The organism is Roseovarius sp. A-2, assembly GCF_002072155.1.
Taxonomy (GTDB): Bacteria; Pseudomonadota; Alphaproteobacteria; order Rhodobacterales; family Rhodobacteraceae; genus Roseovarius.
Genome location: NZ_BDIY01000003.1, coordinates 110,841 through 127,334, shown reverse-complemented (window position 1 = coordinate 127,334; position 16,494 = coordinate 110,841). Strand labels below are relative to the sequence as shown.

Below are 16,494 nucleotides of genomic sequence, written 5' to 3'. Positions count from 1 at the left end.
GATGACCACGCGCCGCGCCTTTCTTGCCTCGCTTCTGGCCACCGGAGCCGCGCCGGGCTTGGGCTGGGCGGCGGCGGGCAACCCCGCCTATCTGGCGGCGGCGCGTGACGCCTCGGGCGGCTTCGCGCTGCACGGGCTGAACGCGGGCGGTCAAAGCCTCTTTGCCATCCCCCTGCCTGCGCGCGGTCACGCGGGCGCGGGCCACCCGATCCGCGCCGAAGCGGTGGCCTTCGCGCGTCGCCCGGGCAGTTTCGCGCTGGTGATCGACTGCGTGACCGGACAGGTGCGCCACCGCCTGAGCCCGCCGGAGGGGCGGCAATTCAACGGTCACGGATGCTACGCGAGGAAAGGCGCGCGGCTCTATACCGCCGAACAGGAGAGCGAGACAAGCGCCGGGCGGATCGGCGTCTGGGACGCAGGCAAGGGCTATCGCCGTATCGGCGATTTCCCCTCGGGCGGGATCGGGCCACACGAGATCCGGCTGATGCCGGATGGCCAAACATTGGCGGTCGCGAATGGCGGCATCGCCACCGACCCCACCGACCGGCGCAAACTCAACATCGGAACGATGCGGCCCAATCTCAGCTATCTCGACATCGCAGGCCCTATTTTGGAGCAGATCGAACTCAATCCCGACCTCCGGAAAAATTCGATCCGCCACCTGGCTCTTCGGGCCGACGGGCTCTTGGCCTTTGCCATGCAGTGGGAAGGTGCTGAAGGCGCGGCACCACCACTTCTCGGCTTGCACCGGCGCGGCACCGACCCCGTACTGCCCGAGGCCCCGCTGGCCGCGGAATTCGCCATGCAGGGCTATGCCGGCAGCGTGGCCTTCAGCGGCGACGGTGCGCAGGTGGCCATCACCTCGCCGCGCGGCGGACGCCTGCACTGCTTCTCGCCCGATGGCGGATTCCTCGGCGCGTTCTCACGTGCCGACGTCTGCGGGCTCGCGCCGCGCGCGGACGGCTTCCTGCTCAGCGACGGGCTGGGCGGGCTGCTTGCGCTGGCGGGCCTGACGCCCCGCGCGCTCGCGCAACATCACCTTGCCTGGGACAATCACATCGTCTCGCTGTGACAGCGCGGTGTGATGAGGTTCCTTTCGATCATGAAAAGGGCCGGTCCCTGGACATGTCACCGCTTCTCCGATGGGCGTCACATCGGGAATGGCGTCGAACCTCGGAGAGGTCCACTCTGACGCCTCGATTTCCATTGCAAGGATGCCGCGTGCCTTGGCTGCGACAATGGCGGCTTCGATCTCGCGGAAGGGTGCATCGGTGGCCCATGTCGGGTCGGCGAACAGGCGGGGGCCGTCGTCTTCCATACCTCTGCGCCGCGCCAGAAGATGTGCGGGCGCGGCGCTCCAATCCGAGGGCGGCAGGTGGGGATGACTCGTGCCCCCGTCGTGCCACGCCCGGGCGATCACAATGAAACAGGGCAACGCGCCCTGCGGCGCGATCCTTGTTGCACAAGAGCGGTGGCGGCACCCTGCCGCGATCAACCCGGCGTGAGCCGCGCCCGCGCGCGTTGACAGCGGCCAGTCGCACGCGCAGGCATGGGGGCATGACCGCAAGAGGAGCCCCGCCCGATGACCGTCACCGACCGTCCCGACCTGCCCTACCCGTCGCATCACGCCGATTTGCTGGGCGCGAAGATGCATTTCATGGCCCACGGCGCGGGCGACACGGTGCTGTTCCTGCACGGTCAACCGACATGGTCTTACCTCTGGCGCAACGTGATGCCCCGGCTCGAAGGTTGCGGGCGGCTGATCGCCGTCGATCTGATCGGCTATGGCCTCTCAGATAAACCCGATCTCGACTACGGGATCGAGGATCATATCCGCTATCTCGACGCCTTCATCGACACGCTGGGGCCTGCGCCGATCACGCTGGTGACCCATGACTGGGGCTCGTTCCTCGGCTTTCACTATGCGCGTCGCAGCCCTGATCGCATCAAGGGCATCGCCTTCATGGAGGCGCTGCTCGACCCGGTACCGAGTTATGACGCCTTTGATCCGGCAACGCGCGACTTCTTCCAGACGCTGCGTGCCTCGCAGGACAATGCCGAGCGGATGATGATCGAGGAAAACCAGTTTGTCGAAGGCATCCTGCCCGCCATGATCCGGCGCGAGCTGAGCACAGCGGAGATGGACGCCTACCGGATGCCCTGGAAAGACAAGACCACGCGCCATATCCTGTGCCATTTCCCGCAGCTTTTGTGCATCGGGGGCGCGCCCGCGCATGTGCACGACATGCAAACCGCCTATATGCGATGGTTGGAGCAGAGCGACCTGCCCAAGCTTCTCTTGCAGGCCGAACCGGGGCTGATGCTGCCGCGCGCGGCGGCGGAGAGCTATCGTGCGCGGCTGCCCAATCTGGAGATGGCCGATATCGGCGCGGGCTTGCATTACGTGCAGGAGGATCAGGCGCAGGCGATCGGAGATGCCATCGCGGCATGGATGCGGCGGCACGATCTCGCATCGAGCCTTTGACGGACGCGCCCCGACCAGCACCTAGTCGGCGGCGAGCGTAGCCTCGCCCAGTTCATCCATGGTCGAGCGCGCGACCCCGTCCATCATCTCACCCTCGCTCAACCCCTGCGCGTCCATGCGGGTGCCGCAGATCAGCACCCGCCCGCCTGCCGAGATCACCCGGCGCAGCATGCGCTACCCGCGACTGCGGGCATATCGTCGCCGTGACCGGCTGTCATGGTCGCGGCGGTCCGAAATCCCCGTAGGAGGGAACACCGAGTTGACCCAGGGCGCGGACCAATTCCAGGTGCAGGATCTCGAAGGCGCGCTCGGCACCGGCTTCGCCTCCAGCGCCCACACCATAGGCAAATGCCCGACCGGCAAAGGCGAAATCCGCACCGCGCGCCTTTGCCCGCAAAACATCCACGCCACGCCGAATGCCGCTGTCCAGGATGACTGTCAGGCGTCCACCGACAGCCTCCGCAATCGCCGGAAGCGCCTCGATGGTGGCGGGGCCGAAGGCGACCTGCCGACCGCCATGGTTCGAGACGACGATACCGTCACAGCCCATTTCCGCGCATATCTCAGCGTCCTGCGGATGCAGGATGCCCTTGACCAGAAGCGTGCCCTTCCAGCGCGCGCGCAGGCGTTTCAGATCGTCCCATGCGAAACCCGGCGTGATCAGGGTCTTCTGGACATCGGCGTAAGAGGTGGCACTCTGCAGAAGGTCCGCGTAATTTGCGACGTTGGGCTTGCCATGGCGCAGCGTTTCCAGCGACCAGCGTGGATTGGCGATCAGCTGGGCGACCACCTCGGGCGTGATCCGGAACGGCACGGAAAGCTGGTTGCGGATATCGCGGTCCCGCTTGCCCGCCGCGGGCACATCGACGGTGACCATCAGCGTGGTGTAGCCTGCGGCCTCGGCGCGCGCGATCAGGCCCTCGGTCACGTCCGCATCGCTCGAGACATAGAGCTGGAACCAGGCGTTGCCGTCTGCCGCCTTTGCCAAGGCCTCCAGCGCGGTGGAGGCGGCAGAGCTGGCGACATAGGGGATGTTGCGCCGCTTGCAGAGGCGCGCCAGCGTCAGGTCTGCCCCCGGCCAGAAGGCGTTGAGCATGCCGATGGGGGCAATGCCGACCGGCGCGTCATAGGTCTGGCCGAACAGCGTGGCCCGGGTGTCGATGTCCGAGACATCCACCATGTAGCGGGGCGTCAGTTCGACCTCTTCGAACGCCTCGACATTGCGGCGCAGATTGCGCTCGCTCTCGGCACCGCCATCGACCAGATCGAAGGCAAATCGCGGAATGCGCCGCCGGGCGCGCAGGCGCAGATCGTCGATCGAGGCGACCCGCTCCAACCCCATCAGTTCGACCATCCGCGATCTATGGCAAGGGCCTGCCCGGTGGGGAATTCCGACATGTCCCCGGCCAGGTAGCAGACCATTTCCGCGATCACCTGTGCGCCGCGCGCGGCCATCGCCGGGGCACCGGCGCGCCCGTTCCCGTGTGCCGCTGCCGTAACGAGGGCGGTCTTGCTTGCAAGTGTCTGTTCCATGATCCCCCCCCCCTCAGCGCGCGAGCCAGCCGCCATCGACGGTCACAACACTGCCGTGGCAATAGCTGGCGGCATCCGACGCCAGAAAGACGGCGGCCCCGGCGATGTCCGACGGATCGGCGAAGCGTCCGGCGGGGATGCGATCGAGCAGCGCCTTCGACCGCTCCGGATCGTCTCGCAGCGCCTGCGTGTTGTCCGTCGCGGTGTAGCCGGGCGCGATACTGTTGACGTTGACGCCCTGCGGTGCCCACTCGTTGCACAGCGCCTTGGTAAGCCCCAGCACCGCGTGTTTGCTTGCGGCATAGGCGGGCACGCGCAACCCGCCCTGCGCGCCAAGCACCGAGGACACGATCACGATCTTTCCCGATCCTTGCGCGACCATGCGCCTGCCCGCTGCCTGCGACAGCAGCCAGACCGAGTCGAGGTTGACCGACAGCACGCGCTGCCAGTCGTCGAGCGCCAGATCGGTGCTGTCCTCGCGGTGGATGATCCCGGCATTATTGACCAGGATATCCAGACCGCCGAGCGCGTCGGCGGCAAAGCGCACGACCGCCTCGGCCCCGGCCTGATTCAGGCCGGTGAAATCGGCCTTTACCGCCGCGCCCTTGCGCCCAAGCGCTCCGATGCTGGCGAGGGCCTCTTCGGGCTGATGGCTGCGATAGGTCAACGCCACATCGGCCCCGGCGGCGGCAAGGCCGAGGGCAATGCCCTCGCCGATGCCGGTCGCGCCGCCGGTAACAAGGGCCTTGCGGCCAGTGAGATCAAACGGATTTCCCATGATCAATACCGGTTCGCAATCGGCAGATCCTCGGCCGGGAAGAGCCTGATCACCTCGCAGCCGGTCGGCGTCACCACCACGTCCTGTTCAATCCGCGCGGCGGGATAGCAAGTTTCAAGCGCAAGGCCCAGATCATGGCCGAATTGCAGCCCGAATGCCGATGCCTCATCCCCAAGGCCGAACTCCTCTGCCTTGGGCCGGACCTCGGCCACCTTGTCGGTGCTTACCCCCGGCTTGATCATCGCGATCGAGGCGTCGATCCATTCGCGTGTCTTGACATAGGCGTCATTCTGCGCGGGCGTGGCGCGACCGATATTGAAGGTCCTGATAGCAGGTGGGATAGCCCTGATAGCTTTGCAGGATGTCGAAAAACACCGGATCGCCGGGCTGGAACGGCCGGTCGGTGAAATTGTGCCGATGCGGGTTGCAGCGTTCGCTGGAAATGGCATTGATCGCCTCCACGTCGTCCGAACTCATCTCATGGAGCATTTTGTTGGAACGCGCGACGATATCGTTCTCGCGCACGCCCAGCCGCAACTCTTCATAGATCATGTGACAGACGCCATCAACCATCGAGGCTGCCTGCGTGAGCAGCTGGATCTCGTCCCGCTTCTCGATCTCGCGCGCCGCCAGCATGATATGCTGGCCGTCGATCACGTTGATCCCCTATTTTTGAGCGTGTGGAACATCGCGGTTTCGGCACAATCCACGCCCACCGGCATGTCAGCCATGCCCGCATCACGGATCAGACCTGCGATTTTCTTGGCATGTCTGCGCATCAGGCCGAATTCTGGCGGGATCGTCCCACGCATCCCGGCCACACCTGCACGACGATACGCCGGACAGCGACCGCCCCTATCTCCAGCGGTCGATCAGGATGAGATTCTGGCAATTCCGATGTCGGTCGAGTTCAACGAACTTCCACACGCCACGCGCTTCGGTCGTACCCCGGCGCAATTCGTCGAGATGGTCCGTGATGCCGTGACCGGGTTGCAATCACAGCCGCCGGAGACCCTGAGCCTCGGTATATTCGCACATGGTCACTGCTATGGCCGTCCCGCCGCCGCATGGGCCATCGACCAGATCGCAAGACTGTGCAAGGGCGACGATGCACTGTGATTGACAACCCGATCCGAGATCGCGGGTAGTCAGGCGTCATGGCAGCTCTTTTTTGGGAGAGGAAGCAGCACCGGTCACCGCCCTTCGATCCTGATGGAAAAACTGCGCCGCGCGCCCGGTGGGGGTGCGGGGAACGGCGCGGCGCGCTCTATGACGGCCAGCGCCGCGCGGTCGAGCCGCGACGATCCCGAAGAGCGCGAGAGCCCGACCGAGGCCAGCCCTCCACCCGCCGCGATGCTGAACTGCACCAGCGCCGCGCCGCGGCTTGTCGCGCGCGGGCGCGGCACGCGGGCAAGGTGGCGTATGACCTCGCCGGGATAGTTGCTGACGGCGGCATTGCCCTGTTCGTCGCTGCGGCGGGCCGTATCGCGGCCTTGCTCCGTCGCGGTGGCGGCATCAGTACCGGCGGTGCTGCCTCGTGTCGCGTCACGAGTGGCGCTGTTGCCCTGCTGGCGGCGGAGGCGCGTTTCGTGCCGCTCAGGTTCGGGCGATGGCCTTGCGGCGGCCTCTTCGATCTCACGCGGGCGGGCCCGGGGACGGCGCGAAACCTGCACCCCCTCCTCCTCGGGCTGCGCCTCGATCATCTCCAGTGGGGCGGCCCTGGCACTCTCGGTGGCGGGCGTCGGCGGCACCGGAGCGGGATCATCGGCGCTCTCTGCGGTCCCGGTTGGCGGGGCGGCGGGCGTCTCGACCGGGCGGCGCGTCGGCACGACCGTCTCGACACTCGGCACCGCTGCAATCCCGGCGCGCGGAGTGGGCGGCGTCTCGGCTCCCTCCTGCGGGGCGCGCGCCTCGCTATCATCGGGCGGGGCGGCCTCGGCGGTGCGCGGCGTATCCGGACGCGGCGCCTTGCGCGAAACGACCGGTTTCATCACCGCCTCGGCCTGCCGGTTGGGTGTTACCGTGCTCTGCGTGACCGGCTGCGCCGCCCCGGTCACCATATCGGCAAAGCTGCTGCCGAGCGTGGCCTCCATCGCCCCCGCCCCGCCCGCGACCTCGATGCGTGCAGCCGTGCCCGACAGCCACAGCCCCGTGCCGTGCAGCGCGAGCGCCGCCCCGGCGCAAGCGATCACCACCAGACGCGAGCGGCGGATCATTGCAGCCCCCGTTCGGTGACCATCACCACGCGGGCCGCCCCGGCCCGGCGCAGCGCCTCGCCCAGCCGGATCAGGTCAGGCGCGGGCAACGCGGCGTCGGGGACGATGCGCACAACCTCCTGGGCCCCGACCTGCGCCATGTAGGCCGCAGCATCCGCCACCGCCGCGCCACGATAGGCCAGCCGCCCATCGGCATGCACCACCAGCGCATCGGGCGGCGCGCGCCCCTCCAGATCGGCGGTGCGCACCAACGTCAGCGCGCCATCGAGCGGCGGCGCAAGCGTGGCGGCGGCCATGAAGAAAATCAGCATCAGGAAAACGATATTGATCAGCGCGATCGTCGGCTCGCGGCGGCTGCGGGGCGCGGGCGCTCTCATGACGGCACCAGCACCTGCACCGAGAGGCCCGCGATGCCGCGCAACGCGAGCAGCAGATCAGTGAGCCGCTGTGCGCTGACCTTCGCCCCGGTGTGCACCAGCGCGCGCGCCTCGCCGTCGATCAAAGGCTTGAATGCCTCGGCCAACCCGTCGAGCGTCACGTCCCGCGCGTTCACTCTCAGGGTATCGGCGCGCAGTTGTACGAAGATCGGGCGCACCTCGGACGCGGCCCCCTGCCCCGTGCCTGCGGTCGCCAGATCCACCTCCGAGAATTGCGAAAAGGTCGAGGATAGCATGAAAAACAAGAGCAGCAGAAAGATCACGTCGATGAGCGAGGTAAGCGACAGTTTGCGCCGCCGGAACGGGGCTCTAGGCACTCTGGGGCACCGCCCCGCCCTGCGCCACCCTTTGTGCGGCCCCGTGCAGATCGGGCCCCAGCACCATGCTCAGCGCATGATCGGCGAGCGCGCGCTCCTCGGCGATGCGCGATTCGAACCACGACAGCACCACAGAGGCGGGCATCGCCACCGCCAGACCGGCAGCCGTGGTCAACAACGCCACCCAGATGCCCCCCGCCAGCAGTGAGGGATCGACCTGGCTTCCCGCCGATTGCAGCGCCTGAAACGCCTCGATCATCCCCAGAACCGTGCCGAACAGACCCAGAAGCGGCGCCACTTGCGCCACCGTGTCGAGAAAGCGGAAACCGCGTTCGAGCCGCGAAAACCGTGCCTCGGCCTCGGCCTCGATCCGCCGTGTGGCCTTGGCGTCGCACGGATCGGCGGCAAAGGCGCGGGCAATCACCGGCGCCAGATAACTGCGCGAGCGTTCCAGCGTGCGGCGTGCGGCATGGTTCTCGCCCCGGTCCCATTCCGCCACGGCGGCGCGCAGCGCATGATGCCGCCCGACGCCCGAGGCGCGGAACTGCCAAAGCTTGTAAAGGATCACCGCCAGCGTCACCACCGAGATCGCGACGATGATCGCGATCACCGGCCCGCCCATCTCGATCAGCCCGGCAAGCCGCTCGATCATCGCATCCATCCGTGTCATCCCGTCACCTCGATTGCGGTCTCGCTCGACAGGCGCAGCCCGGTCAGACATGCGGCGGGCGTCAGGCCATCGCCATCGCAGGTGCCGATACCGTTGACCAGAACCTCGCCGATACCGTCACAGCCCCGCCCCGCCAGATCAAACTGCCGCACCCGGGGCCGTGCCTCGGGCAAGGTGCCGAAATCAAAAAGCGTCATGGTGGCCACCCGTCCCGCGCCATCGAACAGCACCGCCTCGGCGACAAGGCTCTCTATATCCGCCCCCAGATCGTTGCGGATGACAAAGCTCAGCCGACAGCCCCCCGTCCTGGTGGCTGACACGCTGTTGAGGCTGATCGCAAGGGTGGCTGTGGCATCATCGGGCTCTTGCGCCGCGGCCGGAGTGGCAAGGCCGAGCGCGGCCCCTGCCAGGGTGGCAACAAGGCGAGATGTGACGCGGCGATGCGCAGTCATGGCGTGATCCTTTCCTGCCCCGGAACGGGGTGAACGGGAACCGCATGGCTGGCGCAGGGCTGGCACGGTCGGTGTCGATTGAGCGGCCGGGGGCCACAATATCCGGCTTTTACAAGTGCACGAGCAAAAGAGTCAAGAATAGCACGCGAGTCACGACGCCAGGGCGGCGTGCCCAGATCCGACGCAGCCTCCAACAGGCTCTTGTCGAGCTTTTCCAGCGCCACGTAGATCGGAAAGACCATCAGCGGCAGATAACCGTAGACAATGCCCACCAGCACCGCGGAGGGCGTGTTGACCAACCCATATCACCGAGGCGGAACGCCCCCAGCAGCGCCGGGATGCCATTGCCGCCCAAGAGGTAGATCCACACATAGGAGCGGATCAGGATCGAGGTCCAGAACGGCACGAGTACCAGGATGAGCAGCGCCGCGACAGTGCCCAGGGGGCCAGCGTCAGCGTGTTGCGAAACGCGGCAAAGCGCACCGTACCACAGGCCCGCAGACGTCAGAAGCAGCGCGTGCCCGGGTTTGTGCCATGGCCATCGTCCGTCGATGTCGGTGACAAGATCAGCGTGGTGATCTCCGCGATGCGCGCGCACACGGTGTTCTTGGCCCGGCGCGTTTCGCCGACGCTGCACCGCATTTTGCTATCTTTTGATATCAACACCGCGATTGATAGAGGCCGTCTGACCAAAACTCTGCTATCAAGACACTGTCGCACCTCCTGTTACAACCGGAAAGAGTATATTGTGATGAAGCGCAGACAGTTCATGACACTCGCGACCGCCGCCGCGCTGGCCGGGGCGGCCCCGCATCTCGCCCATGCTGAGGCCACGATCCTGACGCTCAACGATCTGTGTCGCGGTACCACGATACGGTTCAGCGATGCCGACCTTGCAGCCCTGCCGCAGCAAAGCTTTGCAACCGCAACGATCTGGACCGACGCGGTGCGCACCTTTTCGGGCCCGTCCCTGCACACCATCCTCAAAGCGGCAGAGGCCGAACCGTCGCGCCTTCGGATCTACGCAATCAACGATTACAACGTCGATTTCCCGGTGGAGAAAATCGCCGAAACCACACCGATCCTGGCCAACCGGATCGGCGGAGAGAGTTTTTCGGTGCGCCAGAAAGGACCGCTCTGGGTGATCTTTCCGTTCGACCAGAACCCGGAATTCCAGAGCGAGGAGATCTTCGCGCTGAGCGTTTGGCAGGTCAACCGGATCGACATTCTGAACAACTGATCGTGGCGCGCATTGCGCCGCTGATCAGCGCACCCGGCTTCAAGCGGCGGCTGGACACGATCCGCTCGGCCACCAAAGGCGCTTTGTGAAGCCATCACCGCTTCGATCCCGGTGGGCAAAATGTGCCCAAACTCACGCAACAGGCTGCGGATCATATTGGCCATCTGCCCGGCCATCTGCGTGCCTTGCCGGACGGCCAGATCGTGCGTCCGATGGATTGAATGAATTGCCTGCTGTTTCTCTGTCTTGATCTCGGCAAAGCGCATGGTCGGGCGCCGAACCGCTTCGCAAATTGCCTCGGCATCCACCTCATCCGCTCAAGGCACACTCCACCTCAATCACACGAGGACTCGAAAAAGAACAAAACGTGAATATACTACATACCGACCCGCCCTTCCCGAATCGCAACCACCCCATGCCCTTCGCCGAACTCTCTGCCCTCTCGAATTTCACCTTTCTCACCGGGGCCGCCCATCCCGAGGAATACATCGAGCGTGCCGCCACGCTCGGCCTCTCGGGCGTGGCCATCGCCGATGAAAACTCCGTCGCGGGCATCGTGCGCGCCCACGCCCGCGCGCGCGAGATCGCCCGGCAAGTGCGCGAACGCCAGAGACAGGAGGCGCGCGACGGGATGATCGGCCCGCCTGCGCCCTGGCCCACCACCCCGCACTGGGCCGCCACCCCCCGGCTCATCCCTGCTGCCCGACTGGTGCTGCGCGACGGGCTGACGCTCACCGCCCTGCCGCGCGATCGGCAGGGCTGGGCCAGCCTCTGCCGTCTGCTCACCTTCGGGCGGCGGCGCGCGGCCAAGGGGGGCTGCGAACTGCACCTTGCGGATCTGCTGGAGGGGGCGGCTGGCCTGCACCTGCTGCTGCATTCCGGCGGTGAAAGGAACTGGCACAGGCAGGCGGCGCAACTCGCCGCACGCTTTGGCGCGCACATGCACCTGCTGCTGCGCCCGCACTATGACGGGCGCGACCCGGCACGGTTTGACCGCCAGACCCGGCTGGCCGCCCGCCTTGGCCTGCCGACCCTTGCCGCCGCGGCCCCGATCCTGCACCGCGCGCAGCGCCGCCGCCTTGCCGATGTCCTCAGCGCGATCCGGCTGGGCGTGACCGTGGACCGGCTGGGCCGCCACGCCCTGCCCAATGCCGAAGCGCGCCTGCGCTCGGAGGCCGAGATGCGCCGCCTCTTCAAGGGCCACGAAGACGCGGTCGACCGCGCCGCCCGCCTCGCCGCCCGGCTCACCTTCTCGCTCGACGAATTGCGCTACGAATATCCCAGCGAAGTGGCGGAAAACGAGACCCCCGGCCAGAGATTGCGGCGGCTGGCCGAGGCGGGACTCGACTGGCGCTATCCGGGTGGCGCACCTACCCGCGTGCGCGCGATGATGGAACACGAGCTTTCCCTCATCGCCAAGCTGCGCTACGAGCCCTATTTCCTCACCGTCAACGATGTGGTCGCCTTCGCCCGCTCGCGCGGCATCCTCTGTCAGGGGCGCGGCTCGGCGGCCAATTCGGTGGTCTGCTACTGCCTCGGCGTCACATCGGTGTCGCCCGAGATCGGCACCATGGTGTTCGAGCGCTTCGTGTCGGAGGCGCGCGACGAGCCGCCCGATATCGACGTCGATTTCGAGCACGAGCGCCGTGAGGAGGTGATCCAGTGGATCTATGAACGCTACGGGCGCCACCGCGCCGGGCTCTGCGCCACGGTGATCCATTACCGTTCCAAACGCGCGATCCGCGAGGTCGGCCGCGCCATGGGCCTTTCCGAAGACATCCTCGGCGCGATGACCTCGCAGATCTGGGGGTATGGCGGCGATGGCAGGCTCAGCCCGGAGCGCCTGCGCGAACTGGGCCTGGATGCGAGTGAGCCGCGCCTTGCCCTCACCCTTGATCTGGTGCGCGAGATCACCGGCTTTCCCCGCCATCTCAGCCAGCATGTCGGCGGCTTCATCATCACCGAAGGGCGGCTGGACGAGCTGGTGCCGATTGAGAACGCCAGCATGGCCGACCGCACGGTGATCTGCTGGGACAAGGACGATATCGACGCGCTTGGTATCCTCAAGGTCGACGTGCTGGCCCTCGGTATGCTCACCTGCATCCGCAAGGCGTTCGATCTCCTGCACGATCATCGCGGGCAGGCGCATACGCTCGCCACCCTGCCGCCCGAAGACCCGAAGGTGTACGAGATGCTCAGCCGCGCCGACAGCCTCGGCGTCTTTCAGGTCGAAAGCCGCGCGCAGATGAATTTCCTGCCGCGCATGCGCCCGCGCACCTTCTACGATCTGGTGATTCAGGTGGCGATCATCCGGCCCGGGCCGATTCAGGGCGACATGGTCCATCCCTTCATCCGCCGCCGCAACGGCGAGGAACCGGTCAGCTTTCCCTCGGATGAGCTGGGCCGGGTGCTGGGCAAAACCCTCGGCGTGCCACTCTTTCAGGAACAGGCGATGCAGATCGCCATCATCGGTGCGGGGTTCACCCCCGAAGAGGCCGACCGCCTGCGCCGCTCGCTCGCCACCTTCAAGAAACATGGCAATGTCAGCGAGTTCCGCAACCGCTTTCTGCGCGGCATGCGCGCCAATGGCTATGACATGGAATTTGCCGAGCGCTGCTTCAGCCAGATCGAGGGCTTCGGCAGTTACGGCTTTCCCGAAAGCCACGCCGCCAGCTTCGCCCATCTGGTCTATGCCAGCGCCTGGATCAAGCATCACCACCCGGCGGTCTTTGCCTGCGCGCTGCTGAATGCCCAGCCGATGGGGTTCTACGCCCCCGCCCAGATCGTGCGGGATGCACGCGAACACGGCGTCACCGTGCGCCCGGTCTGCATCAACGCCTCTTACTGGGACAACACGCTGGAGCCCGACCGGCAGGGGCGGCTGGCACTGCGCCTCGGGTTTCGCCAGATCAAGGGCGTCGCCCGGGACGAGGCCGACTGGATCGCGGCGGCGCGCGGCAATGGTTATGCCGGACCACAAGAGGTCTGGCGGCGCGCGGGCACGGCACCTGCGCTGCTCGCGCGTCTGGCCGAGGCCGATGCCTTCGCCGCCCTCGGGCTCACGCGGCGCGACGCGCTCTGGCAGGCCAAGGCGCTGCACAGCCCCGAACCGCTGCCGCTTTTCGCCCATGATCTCGATGGCGAGGCGATCCATGAACCGGCGGCGCATCTGCCGGAAATGACCCTCGGCGAGGCGATGGTCGAGGATTACGCCGCCCTGCATCTGAGCCTGCGCGCGCATCCGCTGGCCCTGCTGCGGCCCCTCCTGACACCACCAGGCAGCTGAGGTCATTGCCAATCGGCACGGTTACAGAAATACTCAGGACGGAACCCAGATCAACGCCAAGGAGCCATCATGCGCTGCGTCTTCATCAATATCCGCTGCAAGCCGGGTCACTCCTACCGCGTGGCCGAGGCCATCGCCCTGCGCGAGATCCATTCCGAGCTATACTCGACCTCCGGCCCCTTCGACCTGCTGATGAAGCTCTACATCCCCGAGGCTGAGGATATCGGCAAATACATCAACGACAAGCTCCTCGATATCGACGGGATCGAACGCACCGAAACAACGCTGACCTTCAAGGCGTTCTGAAAACAGCAATGGCCTGAAGCGGACCGTCCATTTTCAAGTCGTCACCGTTTTCTTGAAAAGAAAACGGACAAGATAGCTCAGAGTTTTCTTGCACGGAATTTTTTGAAAATTCTGTTTGGTGAATGACAGGTTCAGGCCAGGGATCACCGCATCCCGCACCACCCGCCACGGGGCCGACACCATCGCGTTCACCGCGACGCTGCAATACTCTCAACCCGCCTCCTGCGTGATCTCGGACAGCAGGCGCGTCGGGTCGATCCCGCGTTTCTCGGCACTGCTGCGCACCGCCTCCCGGAGCGCCTTGCTCCGGCGCAGCAAGCGGCGAAAGCGTGCCTCGTCGAGCACAAGCAATGTGCTCGGCGCAATCGCACGCACCTCGGCGCGCCGCGCCTTCTTCATCAGAATCGCCATCTGTCCGAACATCTCGCCGCGTCCCAGACGCCAGGTCTGCCCCGCACTTTCCAGTTCAACCGCACCCGAGGCAATGAAGAACACGCGCCGCGCCGGGCCGTCCTTGCGAAAGATCACGGTCCCGGCATTGACATAGCGCGGCTTGAGCGCACGCGCGAGATGCCGGAGCGCCCGGGCATCCAGATCGGCGAAGAGCGGAAACTGCTGCACCAGATCCTTGCGTTGCAGCGCGATATCAAGCGGCGGACGATCCTCCGAGGCGGCGCGACGCTGTGTGATTTTCTCCATCAGCTTGGCATGAACCTCGGCCCCGATCAGCCCGTCTTCGCGCATCGTGGCATATTCGCGCTCTTCCAGTCGCAGTGCGGTGCGACGGATGAACCGTCGTTCCAGCTCCTCGGCATAGCCGGGATATTGCAGGCGCAACCCCTCAAGCGCGGTCTCCACCGTCTCGACCCGCCGCGCCAGCAATTCATGCAGCAGTTCGGCCACGCGCCGCCCGTGAATGCGGCGGATGCGCCCGTCGATGAAGGTGCCGAGATCGCGCAGAATGAGACGCTGCGACAACAGCCGCTCGAACCGGTCCGCCGTCAGTCGCGCCAGCGGCCGCGACAGGCCCAGCCGGTTGTGCAACACCACCGACGCGCGAAACGCCCAGCCATAGGCGATGCTGCGCCGCGCCGCGAGCCGGTATCCGTTGCGCCCGGCCGAGCGCGCGCCCTCGATCAGCCGGTCGGCATCCGACAACACGGTGTCGGCCATCCGCGCCGAGATCGTGCGCTCGTGCATCCGCGCCAGGATCGTACCGCGCTCGTGCCCGGCCAGCGCGATCAGTCCCAGCGTAATGCGGTCGCGCTCCAGGATATCGGCCCGGTCCTCGGCGGTTTTCACCTCCGTCTCCAGCCGCTCACCGAACCGCTTGGCCTCCGAGCGCACGATGTCATGGGTCAGCTCGTAATTCTCGTTGGTGCGGGCCACATCCTCGCGCACAGTCTGCAAGGCCACGGCCACCACCTGTCGCGACAGCGCCTCATCGAGCGCCGACAGCCGGTCTAGTCCGAGCCGCCGGATAATCCAGCGCAGCGTCGTGCCCTGCACGAGCAGCGTGAACAGGGTAAAGCCGGTGGCGAGGATGCCCGCCACCCGCTGAATGCCGTCCGGCACGCGAAAGCTCTCGGTCACCGCCAGCGCCAGCGCCAGCGTGACCGCCCCGCGCAAGCCCCCCCAGAGGATAGCGACCCGGTAGGGTCGCTCCACGGCGGGCGACAGGCGCAGCGCGGTCAGGAGCGGCAGGAGCCCGTAGAGCACCACCACCCGCGCCGCGAGCGCCGCCATGATCACCACGCCAACCAGCACGAAATCCCCGACCTGCACCTCTTCGAGCAGACGCGGGATGAGCAACGCCGCGAGGATAAAGATCAGCGCCCCGGCCCAATGCGCCAGCACGTCCCATAGTTCACGCAGATTGGCCCAGCTTTGCGGCGTCAGCCGCCCCGGCCCGGCGAGGTTCAGCGTGATCCCCGCCACCACGACCGCGATCACCCCCGACGCGCCGACCAGTTGCTCGGCCCCGATATAGGCCAGATAGGGCAGCGCCACCGAGATCGACAATTGCGCCAGCTCGTAGCGGGCGGCGCGGGTCATAAGCAGGATTGCGACCTGCGCGGCAAGCCATCCGATCACCGCGCCGCCCGCGATCAGCTTCGGAAACCGCATCACCGCATCGCTCAGCGCCGGGTCCGGCGTGCCCAGCATCACGAAGCCCATGAACAGGCCGAAAAGCGCAATGGCGGCGGCGTCGTTCAGCAGGCTCTCGCCCTCGATGATCCGCGCTAGCCGACGCGGCGCCGAGATCGAGCGAAAGATCGACACCACCGCCGACGGGTCCGTGGTCGACACAATCGCCCCGATCAGCAGGCAGGCGGCCAACGGCAGGGTACTCGCCCAGAAAAGCGCATAGCCCACCGCCAGCGTCGCCACCACGACCGCCACCACCGCCAGCATCAGGATCGGCACCCAGTCGTCGATCATCCGCCGCAGGTTCATGCCAAGCGTGACCTGAAACAGCAGCGTCGGCAGGAACACGTAGAGAAACACGTTCGACCGGATCGGCAGCGCGAGAATAGCCTCGGCCATCGGGTTGAGCGCATCGGTCAGCTCGGTTCGCAGGAAAAATAGCGCCCCCCCGCCGATCAGGATGCCGATGATCGCGAGAATCACGCTGTAGGGTACACGCAACCGCGCCGCTAACGGCTCGGCCACGCCGATCACCAGAAACAGCGTGGCGATGATGCTGAGGATGAGAACGATATCCATACCGTTGAAATAGCACACTGATCGGCGAAGGCATCGGGAAAATCCCG

Annotated in this window: 17 protein-coding genes and 2 pseudogenes; 6 read left to right on the top strand and 13 right to left on the bottom strand. The window is 66.3% G+C overall.

Features of this window, described 5'->3' with window-relative positions; all coding sequences use genetic code 11:
- Nucleotide 1 precedes the first annotated feature (1 nt).
- Entirely contained in the window at nt 2–1,072 is a 1,071-nt protein-coding gene (locus tag BHD06_RS05950; RefSeq protein ID WP_080456077.1) for a DUF1513 domain-containing protein, read from the top strand.
- 510 nt (nt 1,073–1,582) lie between these two features.
- On the top strand, nt 1,583–2,485 hold the full coding sequence (locus tag BHD06_RS05945; RefSeq protein ID WP_080456076.1) for a haloalkane dehalogenase: 903 nt from the start codon (nt 1,583–1,585) through the stop codon (nt 2,483–2,485).
- Nucleotides 2,486–2,506: 21 nt separating this feature from the next.
- Here the strand turns inward: BHD06_RS05945 and BHD06_RS23645 are convergent, their stop codons facing one another.
- From BHD06_RS23645 to BHD06_RS05925, 5 genes and pseudogenes are all read right to left on the bottom strand, one after another.
- On the bottom strand, nt 2,507–2,656 hold the full coding sequence (locus tag BHD06_RS23645; RefSeq protein ID WP_176214292.1) for a hypothetical protein: 150 nt from the start codon (nt 2,654–2,656) through the stop codon (nt 2,507–2,509).
- A gap of 43 nt (nt 2,657–2,699) precedes the next feature.
- Nucleotides 2,700–3,839: an alpha-hydroxy acid oxidase gene (locus BHD06_RS05940; protein ID WP_080456075.1), complete on the bottom strand. Its 1,140-nt coding sequence runs from the start codon at nt 3,837–3,839 to the stop codon at nt 2,700–2,702.
- A complete protein-coding gene (locus tag BHD06_RS24210; RefSeq protein ID WP_254892326.1) occupies nt 3,827–4,018 on the bottom strand; it encodes a hypothetical protein in 192 nt (63 codons plus the stop codon). Before BHD06_RS24210 ends, BHD06_RS05940 begins: the two co-directional genes overlap by 13 nt.
- A 13-nt stretch (nt 4,019–4,031) precedes the next feature.
- Nucleotides 4,032–4,796 (bottom strand): glucose 1-dehydrogenase, encoded by a 765-nt coding sequence (locus BHD06_RS05930; RefSeq protein ID WP_080456073.1) that lies wholly within the window; start codon nt 4,794–4,796, stop codon nt 4,032–4,034.
- A 2-nt stretch (nt 4,797–4,798) separates the two neighbouring features.
- Nucleotides 4,799–5,638: pseudogene (locus tag BHD06_RS05925) on the bottom strand (M24 family metallopeptidase); the annotation flags it as partial.
- 55 nt (nt 5,639–5,693) lie between these two features.
- Between BHD06_RS05925 and BHD06_RS05920 the strand changes: the two are divergent.
- The gene (locus BHD06_RS05920; protein WP_080456072.1) at nt 5,694–5,915 is read left to right on the top strand and encodes a hypothetical protein; all 222 of its coding nucleotides are present in this window, start codon (nt 5,694–5,696) and stop codon (nt 5,913–5,915) included.
- A 74-nt stretch (nt 5,916–5,989) separates the two neighbouring features.
- Here BHD06_RS05920 and BHD06_RS05915 read toward each other — a convergent pair whose 3' ends face one another.
- The 6 genes and pseudogenes from BHD06_RS05915 to BHD06_RS24715 all read right to left on the bottom strand — a co-directional run.
- Nucleotides 5,990–7,012 (bottom strand): TonB family protein, encoded by a 1,023-nt coding sequence (locus tag BHD06_RS05915; protein WP_080456071.1) that lies wholly within the window; start codon nt 7,010–7,012, stop codon nt 5,990–5,992.
- Entirely contained in the window at nt 7,009–7,389 is a 381-nt protein-coding gene (locus BHD06_RS05910) for a biopolymer transporter ExbD (protein WP_080456070.1), read from the bottom strand. Before BHD06_RS05910 ends, BHD06_RS05915 begins: the two co-directional genes overlap by 4 nt.
- Nucleotides 7,386–7,766, bottom strand: a complete 381-nt coding sequence (locus BHD06_RS05905; RefSeq protein ID WP_080456069.1) for a biopolymer transporter ExbD — start codon at nt 7,764–7,766, stop codon at nt 7,386–7,388. The genes BHD06_RS05910 and BHD06_RS05905 overlap by 4 nt, the downstream gene beginning before the upstream one ends.
- A complete protein-coding gene (locus BHD06_RS05900; RefSeq protein ID WP_080456068.1) occupies nt 7,759–8,436 on the bottom strand; it encodes a MotA/TolQ/ExbB proton channel family protein in 678 nt (225 codons plus the stop codon). The genes BHD06_RS05905 and BHD06_RS05900 overlap by 8 nt, the downstream gene beginning before the upstream one ends.
- The gene (locus BHD06_RS05895; protein ID WP_080456067.1) at nt 8,433–8,888 is read right to left on the bottom strand and encodes a hypothetical protein; all 456 of its coding nucleotides are present in this window, start codon (nt 8,886–8,888) and stop codon (nt 8,433–8,435) included. Before BHD06_RS05895 ends, BHD06_RS05900 begins: the two co-directional genes overlap by 4 nt.
- A gap of 155 nt (nt 8,889–9,043) precedes the next feature.
- Nucleotides 9,044–9,368, bottom strand: a pseudogene (locus BHD06_RS24715) (ABC transporter permease); the annotation flags it as partial.
- Nucleotides 9,369–9,657: 289 nt separating this feature from the next.
- On the opposite strand from BHD06_RS24715, the gene BHD06_RS22920 reads away from it, so the two are divergent.
- The 3 genes from BHD06_RS22920 (at nt 9,658) to BHD06_RS05875 (ending at nt 13,720) form a co-directional block, all read left to right on the top strand.
- On the top strand, nt 9,658–10,128 hold the full coding sequence (locus tag BHD06_RS22920; RefSeq protein ID WP_139784646.1) for an oxidoreductase: 471 nt from the start codon (nt 9,658–9,660) through the stop codon (nt 10,126–10,128).
- A 415-nt stretch (nt 10,129–10,543) separates the two neighbouring features.
- Nucleotides 10,544–13,414, top strand: coding sequence for an error-prone DNA polymerase (locus BHD06_RS05880; protein ID WP_080456066.1), 2,871 nt, complete (start codon nt 10,544–10,546; stop codon nt 13,412–13,414).
- A 69-nt stretch (nt 13,415–13,483) separates the two neighbouring features.
- Nucleotides 13,484–13,720, top strand: coding sequence for an Lrp/AsnC ligand binding domain-containing protein (locus BHD06_RS05875; protein ID WP_080456065.1), 237 nt, complete (start codon nt 13,484–13,486; stop codon nt 13,718–13,720).
- Here BHD06_RS05875 and BHD06_RS22915 read toward each other — a convergent pair.
- Nucleotides 13,707–13,934 carry a hypothetical protein gene (locus BHD06_RS22915; protein WP_139784645.1) on the bottom strand — a complete coding sequence of 76 codons (228 nt, stop codon included), beginning with the start codon at nt 13,932–13,934 and terminating at the stop codon, nt 13,707–13,709. The genes BHD06_RS05875 and BHD06_RS22915 overlap by 14 nt on opposite strands.
- The gene (locus tag BHD06_RS05870) at nt 13,931–16,447 is read right to left on the bottom strand and encodes a cation:proton antiporter (RefSeq protein WP_080456064.1); all 2,517 of its coding nucleotides are present in this window, start codon (nt 16,445–16,447) and stop codon (nt 13,931–13,933) included. Before BHD06_RS05870 ends, BHD06_RS22915 begins: the two co-directional genes overlap by 4 nt.
- Nucleotides 16,448–16,494: the final 47 nt, after the last annotated feature.

Coding starts and splice junctions, on each gene's coding strand:
- BHD06_RS05950 (WP_080456077.1), top strand. CDS start 2: ATGACCACGCGCCGCGCCTTTCTTGCCTCGCTTCTGGCCACCGGAGCC.
- BHD06_RS05915 (WP_080456071.1), bottom strand. CDS start 7,012: ATGATCCGCCGCTCGCGTCTGGTGGTGATCGCTTGCGCCGGGGCGGCG.
- BHD06_RS24210 (WP_254892326.1), bottom strand. CDS start 4,018: ATGGAACAGACACTTGCAAGCAAGACCGCCCTCGTTACGGCAGCGGCA.
- BHD06_RS22920 (WP_139784646.1), top strand. CDS start 9,658: ATGACACTCGCGACCGCCGCCGCGCTGGCCGGGGCGGCCCCGCATCTC.
- BHD06_RS05895 (WP_080456067.1), bottom strand. CDS start 8,888: ATGACTGCGCATCGCCGCGTCACATCTCGCCTTGTTGCCACCCTGGCA.
- BHD06_RS05930 (WP_080456073.1), bottom strand. CDS start 4,796: ATGGGAAATCCGTTTGATCTCACTGGCCGCAAGGCCCTTGTTACCGGC.
- BHD06_RS05875 (WP_080456065.1), top strand. CDS start 13,484: ATGCGCTGCGTCTTCATCAATATCCGCTGCAAGCCGGGTCACTCCTAC.
- BHD06_RS05910 (WP_080456070.1), bottom strand. CDS start 7,389: ATGAGAGCGCCCGCGCCCCGCAGCCGCCGCGAGCCGACGATCGCGCTG.
- BHD06_RS05920 (WP_080456072.1), top strand. CDS start 5,694: ATGTCGGTCGAGTTCAACGAACTTCCACACGCCACGCGCTTCGGTCGT.
- BHD06_RS05945 (WP_080456076.1), top strand. CDS start 1,583: ATGACCGTCACCGACCGTCCCGACCTGCCCTACCCGTCGCATCACGCC.
- BHD06_RS05900 (WP_080456068.1), bottom strand. CDS start 8,436: ATGACACGGATGGATGCGATGATCGAGCGGCTTGCCGGGCTGATCGAG.
- BHD06_RS05880 (WP_080456066.1), top strand. CDS start 10,544: ATGCCCTTCGCCGAACTCTCTGCCCTCTCGAATTTCACCTTTCTCACC.
- BHD06_RS05870 (WP_080456064.1), bottom strand. CDS start 16,447: ATGGATATCGTTCTCATCCTCAGCATCATCGCCACGCTGTTTCTGGTG.
- BHD06_RS23645 (WP_176214292.1), bottom strand. CDS start 2,656: ATGCTGCGCCGGGTGATCTCGGCAGGCGGGCGGGTGCTGATCTGCGGC.
- BHD06_RS05940 (WP_080456075.1), bottom strand. CDS start 3,839: ATGGTCGAACTGATGGGGTTGGAGCGGGTCGCCTCGATCGACGATCTG.